The following is a 20,062-nucleotide window of genomic DNA, read 5'->3' as shown; positions in this document are numbered from 1 at the left end:
GGCAGACCGCCTGGAGCCGCAGAAAGGGATGAACACCGTGACACGACCCAGGATCCTGGTGGTTGGCGCAGGCTTCGCCGGCGTGGAGTGCGTCCGCCGTCTGGAACGGAAACTCTCCCCCGACGAGGCCGACGTCACCCTGGTGACGCCGTTCGCCTACCAGCTGTATCTTCCGCTGCTCCCCCAGGTCGCCTCCGGCGTGCTGACGCCGCAGTCGATCGCCGTCTCCCTGCGCCGCAGCAAGAAGTACCGCACGCGGATCATTCCGGGCGGCGCCATCGGCGTCGACCTGAAGGCCAAGGTGTGCGTCATCCGCACCATCACCGACGAGATCGTCGACGAGCCGTACGACTACATCGTGCTGGCGCCCGGCAGCATCACCCGGACCTTCGACATCCCGGGCCTGACGGATCACGCGTTCGGGATGAAGACGCTCGCCGAGGCGGCGTACATCCGGGACCACGTCATCTCGCAGCTCGACCTGGCCGACGCCAGCCAGGATCCGCAGGAGCGGGCCTCGCGGCTGCAGTTCGTGGTGGTCGGCGGCGGCTACGCCGGCACCGAGACCGCGGCCTGCCTGCAGCGCCTGACGCACGCCGCCGTCAAGCGCTACCCGCGGCTGGACCCGGGTCTGATCAAGTGGCACCTGATCGACATCGCGCCGAAGCTGATGCCGGAGCTGGGCGAGAAGCTCGGCCGCAGCGCGCAGGAGATCCTGCAGCGGCGCGGCATCGAGATCTCCCTGGGCACCTCCATCGCGAAGGCCGGCCCCGAGGAGGTCACCTTCACCGACGGGCGGGTGATCCCGACCCGTACGCTCATCTGGACCGCCGGCGTCGTCGCCAGCCCGCTGATCGCCACGCTGGGCGCCGAGACCGTCAAGGGCCGTCTCGCCGTCGCCGCCGAGATGAACCTGCCGGGCTGCGACGGTGTGTTCGCGCTCGGCGACGCGGCCGCCGTGCCCGACCTGGCCAAGGGCGACGGGGCCATGTGCCCGCCCACCGCGCAGCACGCGCTGCGGCAGGGCAAGCACGTCGCCGACAACGTCATCGCCTCGCTGCGCGGGCAGTCGATGACGCCGTACGTCCACAAGGACCTGGGGCTGGTCGTCGACCTCGGCGGCACCGACGCGGTGTCCAAGCCGCTGGGCGTCGAGCTGCGCGGCCTGCCCGCCCAGGCCGTCGCCCGCGGGTACCACTGGTCGGCGCTGCGCACCAACGTCGCCAAAACGCGCGTGATGACGAACTGGCTGCTCAACGCGGTCGCCGGTGACGACTTCGTGCGGACCGGGTTCCAGGCGCGCAAGCCCGCGCGGCTGAAGGACTTCGAGTACACGGACGCCTATCTGACGCCGGAGCAGGTGCGGGCGCACGTCGAGGGCACCGGACGGCAGGAGTAGCTCCCGGCCCGGCCGGGAGCCGCCGCACGTGGCATGACATGCTGAGGTGCGGATCTTGCTGGGTGAGTCGGGAGAGAGTACGGCGGCGTGAGGGCGGCGGGACACTCGGTGCGGACACGGCTGCGGGACCGGATCGCGGCGTCCGACCCGGGACTGCTGCGTCTGACGGCCGGACTGCGGACGGTCGGCGCGATCGCCCTCACCCTGGCCGTGCTCGCCCTGCTGGGGACCGATGTGCCCCATCTGGTGGCGGGGGCCATGGCGGCGATGGTCGCCACCTTCGCCATCCGGGAGAAGCAGCCGCGCGCCCAGGCCGTGACGCTGGCCCTGGGGCTGCCGGTGGCGCTGGCCTCCGTGAGCCTGAGCGCGGTGCTCGGCGAGCGGCGTGTCGTCGGTGACGCGTTCTTCGTCGTCCTGATCTTCTGCGCGGTCTACGGCCGCCGGTTCGGCGACCGGGGCACGGCGCTCGGGCTGATCGCCTTCCAGGTGTACTTCCTGGCCCTGTTCGTCGGCGCCACGGTCTCCTCGCTGCCCGCGCTGTACGGCGCCATCGCCCTGGCCTTCGCCTCCAGTGCCGTCCTGCGGTTCGCGGTGGTGCCCGCGACGCCCGCGGGGATCCTGGTGCGGCTGCGGCTGGCCTTCCGGGCCCGGCTGGCCCAGCTGGTGTCCGCGCAGCTGGACCTCCTCGACGCGGGCGGGGACGACATGGACAAGGCGCTCGGGGCCGTGCGCGAGGGCACCGCGCGGCTGCACGAGACCGCCATGATGATCCAGGGACGGCTGGAGGAGGGCACCCCGGACGAGTCGGCGGCACGGCTGGTGCAGCGCCGGATCGCGGACGCCGAGATCGCCGCCGAGCGGCTCGGCCTGCTGCTGCTGTCGGCCCGCAGCGCCGAACGGGCCGACACGCTCACCCTGCACCTGCCGGGCGCACCCGCACCCTCGGTGGCCGTGCCGGCCGTGCCCGACGAGTCCACCGCCACGCTGCGCCGCGATCTGCGGGCGCTGCACACGCTGGTGCTGCGGGCCGGCGGCGGCGACTCCGGCACCGCGCTGGCGCATGTGCGCAACCGGCTGCTCGGCTACCGGGACGAGGAGAACCTGCCGCCCGCCTCGGCCGCCGTGCAGGACGTGTTCCGGGGCATCGGCGAGGCGGCCCGCGCGGTGCTGGGGCTGCGGATCGCCCTGGACGGGCCGCAGGACGAGTCGGACGACTCCCCCGCCACGGCCCGCTCCCGCGAGGAGCTGGACGCCGAGGAGGCCGCGCTCGACGGCGGGGCGGAGGAACCGGCGCAGGAGGAGCAGACGGGCCTGCGGCGTCCCACCACGCGGGCGGCCGTGCAGGTCGCGGTGGGTTCCTCCCTGGCCATCGCGGGCGGGGAGCTGCTGTCCACGCAGCGCTGGTACTGGGCGGTGCTGACGTGCTGGATCGTGTTCATCAACACCTCGTCGACCGGCGAGATCCTGGTGAAGGGCTACCGGCGGCTGCTCGGCACGGTCTTCGGCGTGGTGGCGGGCATCGTGCTGGCGGGGCTGGTCGGGCAGCACACGCTGACGGCGTTCGCGCTCGTGCTGGTGCTGATCTTCGCGATGTTCTACGTGGCGCCGCTGTCGTACACGCTGATGTCTTTCTTCGTCACGGCGATGCTGGGGCTGCTGTACACGCTGCTGCACACCTACAGCCTCGACGTGCTGGTGCTGCGCATCGAGGAGACCGCGATCGGAGCCGCCTGCGGGGTGGTCGCGGCGGCGCTGGTGCTGCCGGTGCGGACGGACCGGCGGACGAACGAGCTGCTCGGGACCGTGCTGGACCGGCTGGCCGACGTCGCTGAGGCCGCGGTCGGGCAGCTCAGCGGCGGGGCGGCCGACGAGCTGCTGGACAAGGCGCGCGACCTGGACCAGGCGCTGGCCGATCTGCGGGCCGCCACCCAGCCGCTGACGCATCCGGTCACGCCGCTGCGGGCCCGTCGGGACACGGCCCGGTACGTGGTGGCCCTGCTGGAGACGTGCGCGTACCACGCGCGGACGCTGGCGGCCACCGCCGAGCTGCTGCCCACGCATCCGTCGATCGCGGCGGACCCGCGGCTGCGCGGGGCGGCGGCGCGCACCGTGCGCAACATCCAGGCCATCGCGGCCCGGGTCGCCGACGAGCACGCCGGCGCGAAGGTCGAGACGGGGCCGAGCATCGCCTCGCTGCTGGGCTCCGACGCGGGCACACCGCGCTACGGCCGCATCACCGACCGCGTGCTGCGGCACCTGGAGCGGCTGGACGAGGCCGTGGTGGGGCTCGCCCGGCCGCTGGACGTGCCGGTGGCGACACCGCGGGGGTGACCGCCCGGGGGCGCGGAGCGCCTGGTCAGAAGTCGGTGGGCAGTCCGCTCACCTCGGCGATGCCCCGCAGCTCCTCGGTCTGCCGGTGGCGTTCCTTGATGTAGTCGGCTATCTCGCCGAGCCGGACGGGGTCGGACGCGGTGGTCGCGTCGGTGACGATCCGGACCGGGCCGGTCTCGTCGAGCTCGAGTTCGATCACTTCGTTGTCGAGGCGGCCGGTGACGGCGGTGGCGATGACGAGGGCCACCTCGTCACGGACCTCCTGGGGCAGTTCGTCGTTGGCCCCGGAGTCGAGCGCGAAGTCGAGGCTGGCCAGGCGTTCCTCGTCGATCGCCTCGAGGACCGGTTCCACCACACGCATCAGGAGGCGGTAGTCCTCCGTGTCCATCCGGATGCGCAGGAGGTCCAGGTACACGTCCACGGGCCGGCCGTCGCCATGCGGGATCTCGGAATCGCTCATTCGCTCCGTGTTCCCCGCCAGACGCGGCTCAGACGCGCCGCCAGCGGGCCATGGCGAAGGAGAACACGCCGAAGAGCACCAGCCCGGCCGCGACGCACGCCAGCAGCCAGGGGCCGAGGGGGGTCTCGGCGAGGCTGCGCAGGGTGTCGTCCAGGCCCTTGGCCCGGTCCGGCTCGTAGTCGATCGCCGCGCGAACGGCGAAGACTCCGGCGACGGCGAAGACGAGCCCGCGGGCGGCGCCGCCGGCCACTCCGGTGACGTCGACCAGCCGCCGTGTGCGCGGGCTCATCTGCCCGAGCCTGAGCTTGTCGTGGTACTTGCGCAGGACGGCGCGTACGGCGATCCAGCCGCCGGCCGCGACGACGGCGATCCCGGCGGCACCGACCAGCCACTGCCCGGCGGGGATCTCCAGGGCCCTGGCCGTGGCGTCCCGGGACTGCTGGTCGCTGGAGCCGCCGCTCTGGTGCCGGCTGGCCGCGAACGACAGGACCGAGTAGGCGACGAAGACGTAGAAAGCGCAGCGGGCGGCCGCCATGAGCCGTTTGCGCGGGCTGCGGCCGTCCTTGCCGACCGAGCCGAAGATCACCTCGGACAGCCGCCACAGGGCCATGCCGACGAGCCCGATGCCCAGGGCCCACAGCAGCACCGCGCCGAACGGCTGCTGCGCCAGTTCCTGCAGGGCTCCCCCGCGGTCGGCCTGGCGGCCGGTGCCGCCGAAGGCGATCTGCAGGGCCAGCGCCCCGACGAGCAGATAGATCACGCCCCGGGCGGTGAAGCCCGCCCGTGCCGCCCCCTCGGTCACCGAACCCCGCGCCATCCGCCGGGCCCGGAAGCGACCGCTCCGTGCCATCGCACTCGTGTTCATGTGGACCTCCCGGGACTCCGGATGCCCCGCGGCGGCGGCCGCACACCCGGCGCGGCGGCCCGGACCGGACCTGTCCCCTCGCGCCCGGGATCAGGGACACGGCGGGGCCCCTCCCGTCACAGGCAGCCCCGCCCCGGGCTCATCCCGCCGGGGCTCAGGACCGCCTCAGTCGCGCGCCCCTGCGGGCCCGGCCGAGGGCGTGCAGGTATTCCAGGGCGTCCATGACCACTGTCCGGTCGTGCCAGGCCAGCCAGCGGCCCGCCTCGGCGCCCACGGCGTCGAGGGCCTTGGTCTGCGTCGCGGTCAGTCCCCGCAGGGTCCGGTCCATGTGGGCCGAGACCATGCCGACGCACAGCCCGGACGCGGTCGTCAGCGGGACGCTGTGGCAGGCCCTGCTGCCCGCCGCGAGGATCGCGTGCCGGGCCGGCTCGGTGAACACCGGGTCGCTCTCCACGTCGCGCACGGTCACCTGGGCGACGTCCCGGGCGGCCTGCGCGCAGGAGGTGCCGTCCTCGCCGACATGGGCGAAGAAGTCGACGAAGTCCGGCGTGAGCCCGGTGTGCTCCTCGATGCGCAGGCCACCGCGGGCCCGGTCGGCGAGCTGGACGTTGCCCATGGAGGTGTCCGTCACGGTCAGGGTGCGGCTCAGCACGGCCTTCAGGACGGCGCCGCGACTGCCGGACCCGGACTCATGGGCTCTGGTGAACGTCAGCTCCGGCTGCGGCTGCCGGACCCGGCGCGGGAACCACAACCGCTCCCGGCTGTCCGGGCGCGGCGCGGTGACCAGGACGTTCGCCAGGGTGCGCAGCTTGATGTTGTACCGCTGGGAGGCCCGTTGCAGCAGCGCGAAGGCGCTCTCCGCGTCGGCCAGCGCGTACCGCTCCTGCAGCATGCCCTGGGCCTGGGATATCAGCGGGTACACGCGCGCCCGGGCCCGCAGGTCGCGCACCTCGGCGCGCAGCCGCTCCAGCTCACCGTCGTCGTCTGCGGCGGGCGGCCGCCCCGCTGTGGACATGGGACTCCCTGGTGTTTCCGTGCGGTGTGGGGGGACGCGCGGGTCCGGCCGGCGGCTGCCGCCGCCGGCCGGACCCGGGTGCTGTTCGCCTTCCCCGTCGCGTCACGCGCACACGCGGTCAGGCGGGCTCCGTCACCGCCATCCGCCGCTCGGTGGGCAGGGAAACGGTCTCGCGGACCGGTGCGGGTGCGGTCCCGAGCCATTGGTGTGCGGTGTCCAGGGCGTGCCGGACGTCCCGGGTGCCGGTGGACACGCACAGCGTGTACGCGAGGTCGCGCACCCGTGCGCTCACCTCTGCCGTGGCGCGGCCGGCCTCGGTGGTCGCCGACAGTGCCTCGTACTCCTCGACGAGACGGCGCAGCACGGCGGGGTGGGGCCTCAGCATGTCGTTCGCTCCTTGTGGGGGGTGGTGTGTCAGGCCGTGGCGGAGGGGCCGCCGCTGCCCCGGGTCCCGGTCCGCTGACCGAGGACCTCGTCCCGCACGCGGGCGCAGCTGCGGCTGATGAGACGGGAGACGTGCATCTGGGAGATGCCCAGCCGGTCGGCGATGCGGCTCTGGGTCATGTCCTCGAAGAAGCGCATGTAGAGGATGGCCCGTTCGCGTTCCGGCAGGCGGCGCAGGCCTTCCTTGGCGGACTCCCGGTCGACGACGGTGTCGTAGGACGAGTCGGCCGCGCCGAGGGTGTCCGCGAGGCTGTAGCCGTCGTCGTCGGTGGACAGCTCGGCGTCCAGCGACAGCGTGCTGAAGCTGTCGAGGGCCTCGAGTCCGGCGTTGACCTCTTCCTCGGTCAGCCCGGTGTGGGTGGCGATGTCCGCCACGGACGGCTCGGGGCTGCCGGGGTTCTGGGTGAGTTCACGCCGTGCGACGCGCACCTTGTTGCGCAGTTCCTGCACACGGCGGGGGACCCTCAGGGCCCACATGCGGTCCCGGAAGTGGCGCTTGACCTCGCCGGTGATGGTGGGGACGGCGTAGCTCTCGAAGGCTCCCCGGCTCGGGTCGAACCGGTCGATGGCCTTGACGAGCCCCAGGGCGGCGACCTGCCGGAGGTCCTCGATGGACTCTCCGCGGTCGCGGAAACGGCCGGCGATGCGGTGGGCCATGGGCAGCCAGAGCGTGACCAGTTCGTCGCGGACGGCTTCCCTCTCGGGCCCTTCCTCGAGCTCCGCCATACGGGCGAAGAGGGCGGCGGTGTCGGGCGCGTCGTCGTGACGCCGCTTGGTGGCGGTGGTCGTCGTTTCGGGCGTGCCGGGACGGTTGGTGGGCGTTTCGATGAGCATGCGGATTCGCTCCTGAACGGTGGTTTCAGGGATTACCGCGGGAAGGTCGCTGCCCGGATCGCCATGGACGGCCTCCGGGGCAGCCATACCGCTCCCGCTGGCGCGCCTCCGGTCCGAAGCACGAAACTGCGTCTGCCCTGCCCCCGGTGGAACAAACTCCGCTTTGCCGCGCAATCTTCCGGAACCGTTTCGGCACCGGCCGCGGCAGCTCAGGACAGGGGAACCACAGCGGTGATCCGTTTGCCCCCGGTCGGCAGGTCCGACACCCTGATGTCGCGGGCGAGCCGGCACACGATGGGCCAGCCGTGGCCGCCGTGCCGGATCCGGCCCTGCGGGTCGGTGCGCGGCACGGCCACCGGCAGCTGGTCACTGCGGTCGCTCACCGAGACACGGAGGCCGGGTCCGTCGACGTCGACGTGGAAGTCGGTGACCCCGCCGCCGTGCAGGATCGCGTTGGTCGTCAGCTCCGAGGCGACGAGCAGGGCGTCGGACAGGGCGTTCGCGTCACACGGGGTCCGGGTGGCGCGGCAGCGTTCCGCCACGGCCCGCTCCACGGCCCGGCGCGCCTCGGCGGGCTGGCACGGCCGGGCCCGGCTCGCGCCGGGCGGTTCGAATACGGATTCGATCATGTGCTCCTCGCACATCCTTCAGCTCCCTGGTCGGTCAGGACGGAAGGACGGGTCCGGATCGCGTTCCCCGGCCACGCGCACACGGGTACGCCCCGGGCTCACGGACCCGCTGCTTCCTTCGGCTGTCGCGGCGTTCCCCGTACGCACCTCACGAGCGCCGCTCGCTCCCCTTTCGGCTCACCTTTCGCCGCATATGCAAACCTCCGGGGCACGCCCTCGGCCGGAAAACCCCCGGACAGCCGGGGGCCGGTGCCATCCATGGGCGCTTCCGGGGTACGCGGTGGACATGACCGAAGTGGTGGACTCGGACGAACTGCTGCGACGCATCCAGCGCGCGAGGGCCTGCGCGCTGCGGGAGGAGCAGGCGTGGCAGACCAGAAGCGACGAACTGAGCGCGACGGACCCGCAGGGCGCGCGGGACGCGACCGTGCGGCGCATGTCCTACGAGGCGGTCCTGACCGTTCTGGACGAGATCCTGACCCCGGGCAAACACACACAGGAGAGCTGACCGTCCGGCGCGCGGGCCGTCCTGGGCGGCCGTGCGGCGACCTCGGACTCGGTGGTCGGACGGCCCATTCGGTGGCGGACCGGGACACGCGGGCTGCTGGCACAGCTGCGGGCGGCCGCTCGACCGGATCCGAGTACTCGCGCCGACCGCTCGGTTCGCGGACCCAGGTATCCGCGCGGTCCGCCGGCGCAGCGAGGCCGGGCGCGTGGCGCCGCCGCCCGCTGGACCGCGAACGCGGCCACTCGGACCGGCCGCTGGCCGCGAGACCAGAACTCCAGGCCGCTCGCTCCGCTGCCGGACTCATCTCCGACGGCGGCCCGCACGGCCGCGGGCTTCGGGCCGGGTGGGCGGGTGCGGCACCGCCCGGCATGACCGGGCCTCCCGTGCCGCGGATCCGGACGCAAGGGATCCGTGGGACAGCCGCCCACGGATTGTTCGTCCCCGGCCCGGGAACCCGGTGCGCATGACAGTCGACCACACCCGTGCGCCCGTTCTGGAAGCCCTGGACGCGTACCGCCGCAAGGGGCATCTCTCCTTCACGCCGCCGGGGCACAAGCAGGCCCGCGGTGCCGATCCGGAGGCTCGCGAGATCCTCGGGGACGCGGTGTACCTCGGGGACGTGCTGGCCACCGGCGGTCTGGACGACCGGCTCACCCGGGGGCAGGTGCTGCAGCGGGCGCAGGAGCTGATGGCCGACGCGGTCCACGCCGACCACACGTTCTTCAGCACGTGCGGCAGTTCCCTGTCGGTGAAGGCCGCCATGCTGTCGGTGGCGGGCCCGCACGAGAAGCTGCTGGTCGGGCGGGACGCCCACAAGTCCGTGGTGTCGGGCCTGATCATCTCCGGTATCGAACCGGTCTGGGTCGAACCCCGCTGGGACGCCGAGCGGCACCTCGCGCACCCGCCGTCGGCCGAGGAGTTCGACCAGGCCTTCGAGGCCCACCCGGACGCCCGCGGCGCGCTGGTCACCAGCCCGACCCCGTACGGCGGCTGCGCCGACCTGCGGGCGATCGCCGAGGTCTGCCACCGGCGCTCACGCCCGCTGATCGTCGACGAGGCCTGGGGGGCGCATCTGCCGTTCCATCCGGACCTGCCGTCCTGGGCGATGGACGCGGGCGCGGACATCTGCGTGACCAGCATCCACAAGATGGGCAGCGGCCTGGAGCAGGGTTCCGTCTTCCACCTCCAGGGCGACCTGGTGCCGCCGGCCCTGCTCGGCATGCGCGCGGACCTGCTGGGCACCACCAGTCCGTCGGTGCTGATCTTCGCGGGTCTGGACGGCTGGCGCCGGCAGATGGCGCTGCACGGCGAGGAGCTGATGGGCGGCGCCCTGGACCTGGCGGCGGAGGTGCGCGCCGCGATCGAGGAGATCGGCGGGATGCACGTCAACGACCGCGGCGACTTCTGCGGCCCTGACCTGTCCGACGACTTCGATCCGCTGCCCGGCGTCATCGACCTCACCGAACTCGGCATCTCCGGCTACCAGGCGGCGGACTGGCTGCGCGAGCACCGGCAGATCGACGCGCATCTGGTGGACCACCGCCGTATCGGCGCCCAGATCACTCACGGCGACGACCGGGAGACGACCGGCGAGCTGCTGTCGGCCCTGCGCGATCTCGCCCGGGCCGCCCGGGACCTGCCGGAGGCTCCGCGCACGGAGGTGCCTTCGCCCGCCGAGCTGCGGATGGAGCAGGCGGTGCTGCCGCGCGACGCGTTCTTCGGCCCGGCCGAGGACGTCCCCGTGTCCGAGGCGGCCGGGCGGGTCGCGGCGGAGATGATCACGCCCTATCCCCCGGGCATCCCGGCGGTCCTGCCGGGCGAACTCCTCACCGAGCCGGTGCTGGCGTACCTGCGGACCGGGCTGGAGGCGGGCATGCACTTGCCCGACCCGACGGATCCCGGCCTGGAGACGGTCCGGGTCGTCACCGAGGGCGCCGGAAAGTGAAACCGGTCACGTGACCCGCTTCGGGGTACACGTGAGCCGCCGGAATGGTTTACGGTTCACACATACGTGGTGACGGAGTCGACCCCCTGTCCTTCGTGCGCCACCGCTTACGGCCCTGGCTGGTTTCCCCCGTCCAGCCAGGGCTTTTTCCTGCCCGGACGGCGCCGGTGAGGAAGTCTCGTACGCCGAGGTGCCCACGGCCCCGCCAGCGGCTGAAATGGGCGTAGGGACAGCACCGCAGTCGACCGCCCGGCGAGGAGCTCCGCATGACCAAAGCGATCAAACTCCTGACCGCCCTGCCTCCGCCCCAGCGGCAGCGCCTGATGGCGCTCGCCAGGGAGGTGTCCTTCCCCGAGGACACCCGGATCTTCGAGGCGGACGGCCCGGCCGACCGCTTCTGGGTCATCCGCTCGGGCGCCGTCTCCCTGGACCAGCAGGTCAACTCCCTGCAGCGGGTCACCGTGGCCAGCCTCGGCGCGGGCGACCTGCTGGGCTGGTCCTGGCTGTTCCCGCCGTACACCTGGGACTTCGGCGCGGTGGCGTTCAGCCCGGTGCGGGCCTACGAGTTCGACGCGAGGGCGGTGCTGGACCTGTGCCAGCAGGACCCGCAGCTCGGGCTGACGCTCGTGCGCAACGTCGCCGAGGTGCTCGCCCACCGGCTGGAGATGACCCGCGGCAAGTTGATGGAGCAGTACACGCTGCACCGGCGTGGGGCGCTGTGAGGCCCCCGGCCGGTCAGACGCGGTAGCGGCGCAGGGCCGGTACCGCGGCGGCGAGGACCAGCATCACGGCGACGACCAGCAGCCCGCCGCCCGCGACGGCGGTGCGCGGACCGAAGGCGGAGCCCGCGGTGCCGTGCAGCACGTCGGCCAGGCGCGGGCCGCCCGCCACGACGACGGTGAAGACGCCCTGCATGCGCCCGCGCATCTCGTCGGTGGCGGCGGACAGCAGGATCGCGCCGCGGAAGACCATGGACACCATGTCGGCCACGCCGGCGACGGCCAGGAACGCCACCCCGAGCCACAGGCTGGAGCTCAGGCCGAAGCCGGTGATGGCCGCGCCCCACACCACGACCGCGCCGATGACCATCCAGCCGTGTCGCCGGGCCCGGGAGAAGGTGCCCGAGAACAGCCCGCCCAGCACCGCTCCGATGGGGATCGCCGCGAACAGCAGCCCCAGCGCGAGCCCTTCGCCGTACGGCGCGTAGGTCTGGGCGGCGAGCTGCGGGAACAGGGCCCGGGGCATACCGAGGACCATGGCGACGATGTCGGCGAGGAAGGACAGCAGCAGCACGGTGTGTCCCCGGATGTAGCGGAAGCCGGCCGCGATCTCCTTCACGCCCGCGCGACGTGCGGTGGCGCCGGTCAGGGGCGGCAGCGACGGCAGCCGGTACACGGCCCACACCGTGACGCACAGCGCCAGGGCGTCGACGAGGTACAGCTCCGGCAGTCCGACGACCGGGATGAGGGCCCCGGCGAGCAGGGGCCCGGCCACCTGACCGGTCTGCATGACCGTGGAGCCCAGCGCGTTGGCGGCGGGCAGTTCGTCCTCGGGGACCAGACGGGCGATGGAGGCGCTGCGGGCCGGTGCGTTCAGGCCCCAGAAGGCCTGCTGCAGCGCGAGCAGCAGCATGAGGACGGCCACGGACTCCAGGCCGGCGAAGGCCTGGACCCAGAACAGCAGCGAGGTGACCGCGATGCCGGTGTTGGTGATCAGCAGCAGCTTGCGCCGGTCCATGGTGTCGGCGATCGCCCCTCCCCACAGGGCGAACACGATCAGCGGCACCAGGCCCGCCAGGCTCGCGGCGCCCACCCAGGCCGAGGAGCCCGTGATGTCGTAGATCTGCTTGGGCACGGCGACGGCGGTGAGCTGGCTGCCGACGGCGGTGACGACGGTCGAGCCCCACAGCCGCCGGTAGGCCGGGCGGCGCAGCGGACGGGTGTCCATGGCCCAGCGGCGCCAGCCGCGCCGGGGCGCCTCCGGCTCGCGCTCCCGCCGTCCGGTCGTGTTCTCACTCGTGTCCACGCGCCGTCGCTTTCTCGATGCTCACTACATCTTTCCGGGCGGGATCACTATCGCACCGGCGGCCGCACGACCGGCCGCCGAGGTCAGCTTCCGGCGATGAGCAGGACACCGAGCACGATCATGGTGGCGGCCACCAGGCCGTCCAGGACGCGCCAGGCGGCGGGCCTGGCGAGGAACCGGCCGAGCAGCCGGGCACCGAATCCGAGCGCGGTGAACCAGCACAGGCTGGCCAGCACGGCGCCGAGGCCGAACGTCCAGCGCAGCGGGCCGTGGTCGGCGGCGACGGAGCCCAGCAGGAAGACGGTGTCGAGGTAGACGTGCGGGTTGAGCCATGTCATCGCCAGGCAGGGGAGCACGGCCCGGCGCACCGACCCGGCCGCCTCCCCCTCCGTGCGCAGCGCGCCGCCGTCCGCCCGGAACACCCGCCGGGCCGCGAGCGCGCCGTAGGCCAGCAGGAAGGCGCCGCCGATCCAGCCGACCGCCGTGAGCGCGCCCGGCCAGGTCACCACCACCGCGCCGACCCCGCCGACGCCGAGCGCGATCAGCAGCGCGTCCGACAGCGCGCAGATGGCGACGACGGCGAGGACGGCCTGCCGGCGAACGCCCTGGCGCAGGACGAAGGCGTTCTGGGCGCCGATGGCGACGATGAGGGACAGGCCGGTGCCGAAACCGGCCGCGCCGGCGGTGAGGGTGCTGGTCATGGCGTCGACGCTACGGACGGGCCCGTGGCACGGTCCAGCTAAAGATTCTTACGTATCATTAGCCGCTGTGATGATGCCCGATCTCCCGCTGGACCAGCTGCGGACGCTGCTGGCGGTCGTGGACGAGGGGACGTTCGACGCGGCGGCGGCCGCGCTGCACGTGACGCCGTCGGCGATCAGCCAGCGCGTGAAGGCGCTGGAGCAGCGCACGGGGCGGGTCGTGCTGCTGCGGACCAAGCCGGTCCGGCCGACCGAGTCCGGTGAGGTGCTCGTGCGGCTGGCCCGGCAGGTGGCACGGCTGGAACGGGACGCGTACGCCGAGCTCGGGCTGAGCGGCACCGGTGAGCCGACCCGGGTGTCGGTGGCCGTGAACGCGGACTCGCTGGCCACCTGGTTCCTGCCGGTGCTCTCCCGGGTCCCGCCGGAAGCGCGGCTGTACTTCGAGCTGCGCCGCGAGGACGAGGACCACACGGCGGCGCTGCTGCGGGAGGGCGCCGTGATGGCGGCGGTGACGTCGTCGCCGGATCCGGTGCCGGGCTGCTCCGTGCGCGCGCTCGGGCGGATGCGGTACCTGCCCGTCGCCGCGCCGGGCTTCGCCGCGCGCCGGCTGGCCGGTCCGCCGGCCGAGACGCTGCCGGAGGTTCCCGTGGTGGTGTTCGACCGGCGGGACGACTTCCAGGACGGCTTCGTGCGGCGGCTGACCCGGGGGCGGAGCGGGGCGAGCGCGCTGCGCCACTACGTGCCGACGTCGGAGGGCTTCGTCGAGGCGGTCGCCGCCGGGCTGGGCTGGGGCCTGGTCCCCGAGGCCCAGGCGGACCCCCTGCTGCGCGCCGGCCGGCTCGTCGGCATCGCCCCGGACCGCGCGGTGGACGTGCCGCTGTACTGGCAGCAGTGGAAACTCGACTCACCGGCCCTGGCCCGGGTGGCGGAAACGGTCACGGCGACCGCTGCGGCGGCCCTGCGTCCCTGACGGCCGTGCCCCGCACGGACGCCAGCCGGGCCTCGGCGCTGTCCAGCAGCATCTCCAGGGCCGTCGGGTAGGCGCTGGTGACCATCCGAGTGGCGAGCAGGGGGGCCGCCTCGGCGATGCGGGGATGGGTCGCGGCGGGCAGCCGGGCGTAGGTCGAGCGCCACATGTCCTCGTCGGCGCGGAGCGACTCGCGGGGCAGGGCCAGCGCGGCGGCGTCCAGGGCGGCGAAGCCCAGCGTGGTGTCGATGAAGGCGTGGTACACCCCTACCGCCTCCGGCAGCGGGAAGCCCGCCGTGCGCAGGACGTCCAGGACCGCCTCGTCGGCCGCCAGCTCGTTGGCCCGGCCCGAGACCCGGCTCGCGGTGAGCACCGCCGCCTGCGGATGCCCGACGTACGCGGCGTGCACGGCCAGCCCGAAGGCCCGCAGGTCCGCCCGCCACCGGCCCGTGCGCCGCCAGCCGTCGAGCGCCCGGCCGATGAGCGCGTCGCCGATGGCGAGCGTCAGGTCGTCCATGCCGCGGAAGTACCGGTAGAGCGTGCTCGGGTCGGCGTCCAGGGCGAGGCCGAGGCGGCGGGCGGTCAGGCCCGCGCTGCCGTGCTCGCGCAGCAGGCGCAGCGCCGTCCGGACGATCAGCTCCTCGGACAGCACCGTGCCGCGCTTGGTCGGCCTGCGCCGGCGGCGCTTCTCCTCGGGCACCACGGGCTTGGGCACGTCGGGATCCCTCCTCGGTCGGGTGCGGTGCGGTCTTATGCCAACGCCATTGACCTTATGTCGCCGGGCCGCGTTGTATCTCCCCGAGGGCGCGCCACGTTCTTCGCACAGAGGGAGTTTCTGACATGCGTGTACTGCTCGTGGGTGCCGGCGGCGTGGGCGGCGCGATCACCCGGATCGCGGCCCGGCGGACGTTCTTCGAGGCGATGGTGGTGGCCGATCACGACCCGGAGCGGGCCCGGGCGGCGGTCGCGGCCCTGGGCGGCGACCCGCGGTTCACCGCGGAGCGGGTGGACGCGGGCGACGAGGCGGCCGTGGTCCGTCTGCTGGCCGAGCACCGCTGCGACGTCCTCCTCAACGCCACCGACCCGCGCTTCGTGATGCCGCTGTTCCGCGCGGCCCGCACGGCGGGCGCGACCTACGCGGACATGGCGATGTCGCTGTCCCGGCCGCACCCGGAGCGGCCCTACGAGGAGTGCGGGGTCAAGCTCGGAGACGAGCAGTTCGCGCAGGCGGCGGAGTGGGAGAGGGAGGGACTGCTGGCGCTGGTCGGCATGGGCGTGGAGCCGGGACTGTCGGACGTGTTCGCCCGCCACGCCGCCGACGAACTCTTCGACGAGATCGAGGAGATCGGCGTCCGCGACGGCGCGAACCTGACCGTCGACGGCTACGGCTTCGCGCCCTCGTTCAGCATCTGGACCACCATCGAGGAGTGCCTCAACCCGCCGGTCGTCTACGAGTCCGGCCGGGGCTGGTACACCACCGCCCCGTTCAGCGAGCCCGAGGTGTTCGACTTCCCGGAGGGCATCGGGGAGGTCGAGTGCGTGAACGTGGAGCACGAGGAGGTGCTACTGGTCCCCCGCTGGATCGACGCGCGCCGGGTCACCTTCAAGTACGGGCTGGGCCGGAAGTTCGTCGAGACGCTGCGGACCCTGCACCTGCTGGGCCTGGACCGCACCGACCCGGTGACGGTGCCGGGGCCGGACGGCCCGGTGGCGGTCTCGCCCCGGGACGTGGTCGCCGCGTGTCTGCCCGACCCGGCGACGCTGGGCGAGCGGATGCACGGCAAGACGTGCGCCGGCACCTGGGTGCGCGGCGTGAAGGACGGCAGGCCGCGCGAGGTGTACCTGTACCACGTGGTCGACAACCAGTGGTCGATGGCGGAGTACGGCTCGCAGGCCGTGGTGTGGCAGACCGCCGTCAACCCGGTCGTCGCGCTCGAACTCCTCGCCACGGGCGCCTGGTCCGGAGCGGGCGTGCTCGGGCCGGAGGCCTTCCCGGCCCGGCCGTTCCTCGACCTGCTGACGGCCTACGGCTCCCCCTGGGGCATGCGCGAGCAGTGAACAGGTGTGAACGGCGGTCGGGGAAGGCGCTGTTTCACCCGGCATCGACAGGTGACCCGAAGAGGAGCAAGCCTCCGAAAGAGCACGTTTCTACCGCGATGCAGGTGACTTCGATGGACAACTGGCGAAACCACGCTGCCTGCCGGCACGAGGACCCCGAGCTCTTCTTCCCGATCGGTACCTCCGGCCCGGCCCTCATGCAGACACAGCAGGCCAAGGCGGTGTGCCGGCGTTGCCCGGTGACGGAGCAGTGCCTGGAGTGGGCGCTGGACACAGGACAGTCCATCGGTGTGTGGGGCGGGACGAGCGAGGACGAGCGGCGTGCGCTGAAGCGGCGCGCCGCGGCCCGGCGCCGCTCGGGCTGAACCGATGGGGGCCGCCCGCGGCACGGGCCGCGGGCGGCCCCTCGCTCTCTCGCCCAGGCCGCGTGAAGCGGGGACGACAGCGCGGGGCCCGGACCGGGAAACGGTCCGGGCCCCGCGCTGTCGTCCGCCCTTCAGCCGCGCCGCAGCGTTCCCCAGGGCTTCTCCTGCCGCGCCACCTCCGCCTTCGCCTCGTGGATGACCTCCTGGTCGACCCAGCCCATCGGGTGGACATCGGTGACCAGGGGCTCGTTGTCGGGCCCGCGCGCGCACTCCTTGCCCGCGAGCACCCAGGGACGGACCCCGGGCCCCTTCTCGTGCGGCAGGTGGGCGTAGTCGTACAGGCGGCGCGCCACCCACACGCGCACGGGCCGGGGCTCCCACCACTCCTCGACGTCGAGCGAATTGGCGGACAGGCCCGGCATGGACACGCCCGTCAGATCGTCCGTGCTGGACACGTCGCGGAGATCGGTGCCCGGGCCGCGGGACCAGCGCACGTACAGGCCCTGGTTTCCCTCGACCAGCTCGGCGAGTTCGTCGAGTGTGCGCACGACCGGCAGGTCGTCCGGTGCACTCATTGTCGAGACCTCCTTCCGTGGCGCGGTCAGGCGGACGGAGTACCCGCCCGGCGCGAGCGGAATCGGCCCTTCGGCACGACGCGCCGACGGCTGCCTGCGGCGTTACGCTCGCGGCACGTCCGTCCGCCGCCGAGAGGGCCCGCCCATGAGCGTCCGCGTGCGCCGCGTCTACGATCCGCCCGGACGGCGGGACGGGCAGCGGGTCCTGGTCGACCGGCTGTGGCCGCGCGGTCTCGCGAAGGACGCGGCACGGGTGGACCGGTGGCCCAAGGCCCTCACCCCCTCGACGGATCTGCGGCGCTGGTACCACGCCGGCGAGGGCTCGTACGAGGAGTTCGCCGGGCGGTACGAGGCGGAGCTGGCCGGCACGGAGGCGGCCGAGGCCCTGGAGGGGCTGCGGGAGCTGGCCCGCGCGGGTGACGTGACCCTGCTGACCGCGTCGAAGACACCCGCGGAGAGCCACGCCGCGGTGCTGGCCCGTCTCCTCGGAGGGTAGGCCTCCGCGCGCCGCGGGAGACGGGCCGCCGCAGGTGGCTCAGGCGGTCTGCCGGGCCGCCGCCCGGCCCGCGGCACGCCCGGAGAAGAGGCAGCCGCCGAGGAAGGTGCCCTCCAGGGCGTTGTAGCCGTGCACCCCGCCGCCGCCGAACCCGGCGACCTCCCCCGCCGCGTACAGTCCCTCGACCGGCTTGCCGTCGGTGCCCAGGGCCCGGGAGTCCAGGTCGGTCTGGATGCCACCGAGGGTCTTGCGGGTGAGGATGTTCAGCTTGACGGCGATCAGGGGGCCCGCAGCCGGGTCGAGGATGCGGTGCGGGGAGGCGACCCTGCCGAGCCGGTCGCCGAGGTAGCGGCGGGCGTTGCGGATGCCGTGGACCTGGGCGTCCTTGGCGTAGGGGTTGGCCATCTGCAGGTCACGGGCCTCGATCTGGCGCCTGATCTCCGCGGCGTCGAGCAGCGGCTCGCCGGTGAGCTGGTTCATCTTCTCCACCAGCTGATCGAGACCGGGCGCGGTGACGAAGTCGGCGCCCTTGCGCAGGAACGCGTCCACCGGTGCGGGCGCGCCCTTGCCGAGGATGCGTTCCTTGAGGAACCCGGCGCGGTCCTTGGCGGTGATGTCGGGGTTCTGCTCGGAGCCCGACAGCGCGAACTCCTTCTCGATGATCTTGCGCGTGAGGATGAACCAGGAGTGGTCGTACCCGGCGATGTCCTCGGTGGTGCGCAGGTGCTTCAGGGTGCCGAGGGTGTCGTAGCCGGGCAGGTACGGGGACGGCAGGCGGCGGCCGAGGGCGTCGAACCAGAGCGAGGACGGGCCGGGCAGGATGCGGATCCCGTGGCCGGGCCAGATGGGATCCCAGTTGCGCAGTCCCTCGGTGTAGTGCCACATGCGGTCGCGGTTGACCAGCCGGACGCCCGCCTCGGCGCTGATGTCGAGCATCCGGCCGTCGACGTAGGCGGGTACGCCGGTGACCATCTCCTTCGGCGGGGTGCCGAGCCGCTCGGGCCAGTGGCGGCGGACGATGTCGTGGTTCGCGCCGATGCCGCCGCTGGTGACGATGACGGCCTGCGCGGTCAGCTCGAACTCCCCGGCCGCGTCGCGGTTGGAGGCGACGCCACGGGGCACGGTGTCCGGCGCGAGGACCGTGCCGCGCACGCCCTTCGCCGTGCCGCCTTCGACGACGAGGGCGTCGACGCGGTGGCGGTGATGGAAGGTGAGCAGGCCGTCGCGTGCGGCCTGCCGCGCGTGGCGGACGAAGGGTTCGACGACGCCCGTGCCCGTGCCCCAGGCGATGTGGAAGCGGGGCACGGTGTTGCCGTGCCCGTGCGCGGTGAGGTCGCCGCGCTCGGCCCAGCCGACGGTGGGCAGGAAGCTGATGCCGTGGCCGTCGAGCCAGGACCGCTTCTCCCCCGCCGCCCACTCCACGTAGGCGCGGGCCCAGCGCACGGCCCAGGAGTCCTCGTCGTCGAGGCGGTCGAAGCCGGCGCTGCCCCGCCAGTCGCTCCAGGCCAGGTCGAAGGAGTCCTTGATGCCGAGGCGGCGCTGTTCGGGCGAGCCGACGAGGAAGAGCCCGCCGAAGGACCAGAAGGCCTGGCCGCCGAGGTTGGCGGCGTTCTCCTGGTCGACGAGGGCGACCTTCCTGCCCCTGCTGGTCAGTTCGTGTGCCGCGACCAGGCCGGCGAGGCCCGCTCCGACGACGATGACGTCGGCATCCATGGCGACCGTTCCCTTCCTCAGTGCTTCGCGTGATCGGGGGTGCCGCTGCCGTCGGTCAGCAGGGCCGTGAGCAGTTGCTTCAGCCAGGCCCGGGCGTGGTCGGCGTCCCGGTCCAGGAGCAGTTGCGTGGTGACGCCGTCGTACGCCGCGACGACCGCGTGGGCGGCACCCTCGCCACCGCCCAGGACGGCGGGCAGCGCGGTGTGGGCGCGGGCGAGCCGGTCGGCGATCGCCTCCCGCAGCCGTGCGCGGTGTTCCAGCAGCGTGCGGGCCACCTCCGGATCGCGGGCGGCGTGCACGAGGAAGTCCGTCTTCACCAGCAGCCAGTCCCGGTCGAGGAGCAGCACCTCGGTGACCCGGTCCACGGCGGCCGGGACGTCCAGTCCGGGCCCGTCGAGGGCGAGGGCCCCGGACACCTGCTCGGCGATCAGCTCGGCCCGTTCGCGGTAGAGGGCGAAGAACAGCTCGTCGAGGCTGGAGAAGTTCGAGTAGAAGGCGCCCCTGCTGTAGCCGGCGGCCTCGCAGATCTCCTCGATCGAGACGTGCCCGAAGCCCTTGGCCGCGAAGACGGCGAACGCGGCCTCCAGGAGGTTGGCGCGGGTGCGGACCCGGCGCCGGGTCACGCGGCCGGTGGTTCCCTGCACGGTCGGCCTCCTTCCGATACGGGAACGTATTCGATACATCGCTGTATCGGAAGAGGCCGCACACGGAAGGGTCCGCGCACCGGGGATC

General features: G+C 73.3%; 21 protein-coding genes. 9 read left to right on the top strand and 12 right to left on the bottom strand.

Annotation, left to right across the window (positions count from 1 at the left end; translation table 11 throughout):
* Positions 1-28: 28 nt before the first annotated feature.
* Both ACF07N_RS03075 and ACF07N_RS03070 read left to right on the top strand, forming a co-directional pair.
* A complete protein-coding gene (locus ACF07N_RS03075) occupies positions 29-1,399 on the top strand; it encodes an NAD(P)/FAD-dependent oxidoreductase (protein ID WP_392107615.1) in 1,371 nt (456 codons plus the stop codon).
* Positions 1,400-1,486: 87 nt separating this feature from the next.
* On the top strand, positions 1,487-3,730 hold the full coding sequence (locus tag ACF07N_RS03070) for an FUSC family protein (RefSeq protein ID WP_392107612.1): 2,244 nt from the start codon (positions 1,487-1,489) through the stop codon (positions 3,728-3,730).
* 25 nt (positions 3,731-3,755) lie between these two features.
* On the opposite strand, the gene ACF07N_RS03065 is transcribed toward ACF07N_RS03070, so the two are convergent.
* From ACF07N_RS03065 to ACF07N_RS03040, 6 genes are all read right to left on the bottom strand, one after another.
* Positions 3,756-4,190 carry a hypothetical protein gene (locus ACF07N_RS03065; RefSeq protein ID WP_383335723.1) on the bottom strand — a complete coding sequence of 145 codons (435 nt, stop codon included), beginning with the start codon at positions 4,188-4,190 and terminating at the stop codon, positions 3,756-3,758.
* 28 nt (positions 4,191-4,218) lie between these two features.
* A complete protein-coding gene (locus ACF07N_RS03060; protein WP_383335722.1) occupies positions 4,219-5,055 on the bottom strand; it encodes a DUF1206 domain-containing protein in 837 nt (278 codons plus the stop codon).
* 154 nt (positions 5,056-5,209) lie between these two features.
* Complete coding sequence (locus ACF07N_RS03055; RefSeq protein WP_392107607.1) at positions 5,210-6,070, bottom strand: ANTAR domain-containing protein; 861 nt, start codon at positions 6,068-6,070, stop codon at positions 5,210-5,212.
* Between the two features lie 118 nt (positions 6,071-6,188).
* Positions 6,189-6,455 (bottom strand): DUF5133 domain-containing protein, encoded by a 267-nt coding sequence (locus ACF07N_RS03050; protein WP_392107604.1) that lies wholly within the window; start codon positions 6,453-6,455, stop codon positions 6,189-6,191.
* A 29-nt stretch (positions 6,456-6,484) separates the two neighbouring features.
* Entirely contained in the window at positions 6,485-7,348 is an 864-nt protein-coding gene (locus tag ACF07N_RS03045; protein WP_383335719.1) for an RNA polymerase sigma factor SigF, read from the bottom strand.
* A gap of 209 nt (positions 7,349-7,557) precedes the next feature.
* Positions 7,558-7,992, bottom strand: coding sequence for an ATP-binding protein (locus ACF07N_RS03040; RefSeq protein ID WP_392107602.1), 435 nt, complete (start codon positions 7,990-7,992; stop codon positions 7,558-7,560).
* Positions 7,993-8,263: 271 nt separating this feature from the next.
* Between ACF07N_RS03040 and ACF07N_RS03035 the strand changes: the two genes are divergently transcribed.
* From ACF07N_RS03035 to ACF07N_RS03025, 3 genes are all read left to right on the top strand, one after another.
* Positions 8,264-8,485 (top strand): hypothetical protein, encoded by a 222-nt coding sequence (locus tag ACF07N_RS03035; protein WP_392107600.1) that lies wholly within the window; start codon positions 8,264-8,266, stop codon positions 8,483-8,485.
* Between the two features lie 463 nt (positions 8,486-8,948).
* Entirely contained in the window at positions 8,949-10,430 is a 1,482-nt protein-coding gene (locus tag ACF07N_RS03030; RefSeq protein WP_392107597.1) for an aminotransferase class I/II-fold pyridoxal phosphate-dependent enzyme, read from the top strand.
* Positions 10,431-10,696: 266 nt separating this feature from the next.
* Positions 10,697-11,152: a cyclic nucleotide-binding domain-containing protein gene (locus ACF07N_RS03025; RefSeq protein ID WP_392107594.1), complete on the top strand. Its 456-nt coding sequence runs from the start codon at positions 10,697-10,699 to the stop codon at positions 11,150-11,152.
* Positions 11,153-11,165: 13 nt separating this feature from the next.
* Here the strand turns inward: ACF07N_RS03025 and ACF07N_RS03020 are convergent, their stop codons facing one another.
* Positions 11,166-12,455 (bottom strand): MFS transporter, encoded by a 1,290-nt coding sequence (locus tag ACF07N_RS03020; RefSeq protein ID WP_392107591.1) that lies wholly within the window; start codon positions 12,453-12,455, stop codon positions 11,166-11,168.
* Between the two features lie 83 nt (positions 12,456-12,538).
* Entirely contained in the window at positions 12,539-13,156 is a 618-nt protein-coding gene (locus tag ACF07N_RS03015) for a LysE/ArgO family amino acid transporter (protein ID WP_392107588.1), read from the bottom strand.
* Positions 13,157-13,226: 70 nt separating this feature from the next.
* Between ACF07N_RS03015 and ACF07N_RS03010 the strand changes: the two genes are divergently transcribed.
* The gene (locus ACF07N_RS03010) at positions 13,227-14,126 is read left to right on the top strand and encodes a LysR family transcriptional regulator ArgP (protein ID WP_392107585.1); all 900 of its coding nucleotides are present in this window, start codon (positions 13,227-13,229) and stop codon (positions 14,124-14,126) included.
* On the opposite strand, the gene ACF07N_RS03005 is transcribed toward ACF07N_RS03010, so the two are convergent.
* Positions 14,092-14,838, bottom strand: coding sequence for a TetR/AcrR family transcriptional regulator (locus ACF07N_RS03005; RefSeq protein ID WP_392107582.1), 747 nt, complete (start codon positions 14,836-14,838; stop codon positions 14,092-14,094). The genes ACF07N_RS03010 and ACF07N_RS03005 overlap by 35 nt on opposite strands.
* Positions 14,839-14,963: 125 nt before the next feature.
* Here ACF07N_RS03005 and ACF07N_RS03000 point away from each other — a divergent pair, with 125 nt between their 5' ends.
* Together ACF07N_RS03000 and ACF07N_RS02995 are read left to right on the top strand one after the other, a co-directional pair.
* Positions 14,964-16,181, top strand: a complete 1,218-nt coding sequence (locus ACF07N_RS03000; protein WP_392107580.1) for a saccharopine dehydrogenase family protein — start codon at positions 14,964-14,966, stop codon at positions 16,179-16,181.
* Between the two features lie 113 nt (positions 16,182-16,294).
* Entirely contained in the window at positions 16,295-16,546 is a 252-nt protein-coding gene (locus tag ACF07N_RS02995; RefSeq protein ID WP_383335709.1) for a WhiB family transcriptional regulator, read from the top strand.
* A gap of 131 nt (positions 16,547-16,677) precedes the next feature.
* Here ACF07N_RS02995 and ACF07N_RS02990 read toward each other — a convergent pair whose 3' ends face one another.
* On the bottom strand, positions 16,678-17,121 hold the full coding sequence (locus ACF07N_RS02990) for a DUF6098 family protein (protein ID WP_392107577.1): 444 nt from the start codon (positions 17,119-17,121) through the stop codon (positions 16,678-16,680).
* 145 nt (positions 17,122-17,266) lie between these two features.
* On the opposite strand from ACF07N_RS02990, the gene ACF07N_RS02985 reads away from it, so the two are divergent.
* Positions 17,267-17,617: a DUF488 domain-containing protein gene (locus ACF07N_RS02985; RefSeq protein ID WP_392107574.1), complete on the top strand. Its 351-nt coding sequence runs from the start codon at positions 17,267-17,269 to the stop codon at positions 17,615-17,617.
* 39 nt (positions 17,618-17,656) lie between these two features.
* On the opposite strand, the gene ACF07N_RS02980 is transcribed toward ACF07N_RS02985, so the two are convergent.
* The gene (locus tag ACF07N_RS02980; RefSeq protein ID WP_392107571.1) at positions 17,657-19,330 is read right to left on the bottom strand and encodes an FAD-binding dehydrogenase; all 1,674 of its coding nucleotides are present in this window, start codon (positions 19,328-19,330) and stop codon (positions 17,657-17,659) included.
* Between the two features lie 17 nt (positions 19,331-19,347).
* Entirely contained in the window at positions 19,348-20,013 is a 666-nt protein-coding gene (locus ACF07N_RS02975; RefSeq protein ID WP_392107568.1) for a TetR/AcrR family transcriptional regulator, read from the bottom strand.
* Positions 20,014-20,062: the final 49 nt, after the last annotated feature.

The organism is Streptomyces sp. NPDC015242 (genome assembly GCF_043079125.1).
In the GTDB taxonomy this organism is placed as follows: domain Bacteria; phylum Actinomycetota; class Actinomycetes; order Streptomycetales; family Streptomycetaceae; genus Streptomyces.
The sequence above is the reverse complement of the archived record's forward strand: the minus strand, read 5'-3'. Positions and strand labels throughout refer to the sequence as shown.

What these genes read in the sequence shown, in the direction of transcription:
- ACF07N_RS03060 (WP_383335722.1), bottom strand. Translation starts at nt 5,055, where the DNA reads ATGAACACGAGTGCGATGGCACGGAGCGGTCGCTTCCGGGCCCGGCGG.
- ACF07N_RS03050 (WP_392107604.1), bottom strand. Translation starts at nt 6,455, where the DNA reads ATGCTGAGGCCCCACCCCGCCGTGCTGCGCCGTCTCGTCGAGGAGTAC.
- ACF07N_RS03045 (WP_383335719.1), bottom strand. Translation starts at nt 7,348, where the DNA reads ATGCTCATCGAAACGCCCACCAACCGTCCCGGCACGCCCGAAACGACG.
- ACF07N_RS03075 (WP_392107615.1), top strand. Translation starts at nt 29, where the DNA reads ATGAACACCGTGACACGACCCAGGATCCTGGTGGTTGGCGCAGGCTTC.
- ACF07N_RS02985 (WP_392107574.1), top strand. Translation starts at nt 17,267, where the DNA reads ATGAGCGTCCGCGTGCGCCGCGTCTACGATCCGCCCGGACGGCGGGAC.
- ACF07N_RS03065 (WP_383335723.1), bottom strand. Translation starts at nt 4,190, where the DNA reads ATGAGCGATTCCGAGATCCCGCATGGCGACGGCCGGCCCGTGGACGTG.
- ACF07N_RS02980 (WP_392107571.1), bottom strand. Translation starts at nt 19,330, where the DNA reads ATGGATGCCGACGTCATCGTCGTCGGAGCGGGCCTCGCCGGCCTGGTC.
- ACF07N_RS03055 (WP_392107607.1), bottom strand. Translation starts at nt 6,070, where the DNA reads ATGTCCACAGCGGGGCGGCCGCCCGCCGCAGACGACGACGGTGAGCTG.
- ACF07N_RS03010 (WP_392107585.1), top strand. Translation starts at nt 13,227, where the DNA reads ATGATGCCCGATCTCCCGCTGGACCAGCTGCGGACGCTGCTGGCGGTC.
- ACF07N_RS03000 (WP_392107580.1), top strand. Translation starts at nt 14,964, where the DNA reads ATGCGTGTACTGCTCGTGGGTGCCGGCGGCGTGGGCGGCGCGATCACC.
- ACF07N_RS03030 (WP_392107597.1), top strand. Translation starts at nt 8,949, where the DNA reads ATGACAGTCGACCACACCCGTGCGCCCGTTCTGGAAGCCCTGGACGCG.
- ACF07N_RS02975 (WP_392107568.1), bottom strand. Translation starts at nt 20,013, where the DNA reads ATGTATCGAATACGTTCCCGTATCGGAAGGAGGCCGACCGTGCAGGGA.
- ACF07N_RS03035 (WP_392107600.1), top strand. Translation starts at nt 8,264, where the DNA reads ATGACCGAAGTGGTGGACTCGGACGAACTGCTGCGACGCATCCAGCGC.
- ACF07N_RS03015 (WP_392107588.1), bottom strand. Translation starts at nt 13,156, where the DNA reads ATGACCAGCACCCTCACCGCCGGCGCGGCCGGTTTCGGCACCGGCCTG.
- ACF07N_RS03040 (WP_392107602.1), bottom strand. Translation starts at nt 7,992, where the DNA reads ATGTGCGAGGAGCACATGATCGAATCCGTATTCGAACCGCCCGGCGCG.
- ACF07N_RS02990 (WP_392107577.1), bottom strand. Translation starts at nt 17,121, where the DNA reads ATGAGTGCACCGGACGACCTGCCGGTCGTGCGCACACTCGACGAACTC.
- ACF07N_RS03025 (WP_392107594.1), top strand. Translation starts at nt 10,697, where the DNA reads ATGACCAAAGCGATCAAACTCCTGACCGCCCTGCCTCCGCCCCAGCGG.
- ACF07N_RS02995 (WP_383335709.1), top strand. Translation starts at nt 16,295, where the DNA reads ATGGACAACTGGCGAAACCACGCTGCCTGCCGGCACGAGGACCCCGAG.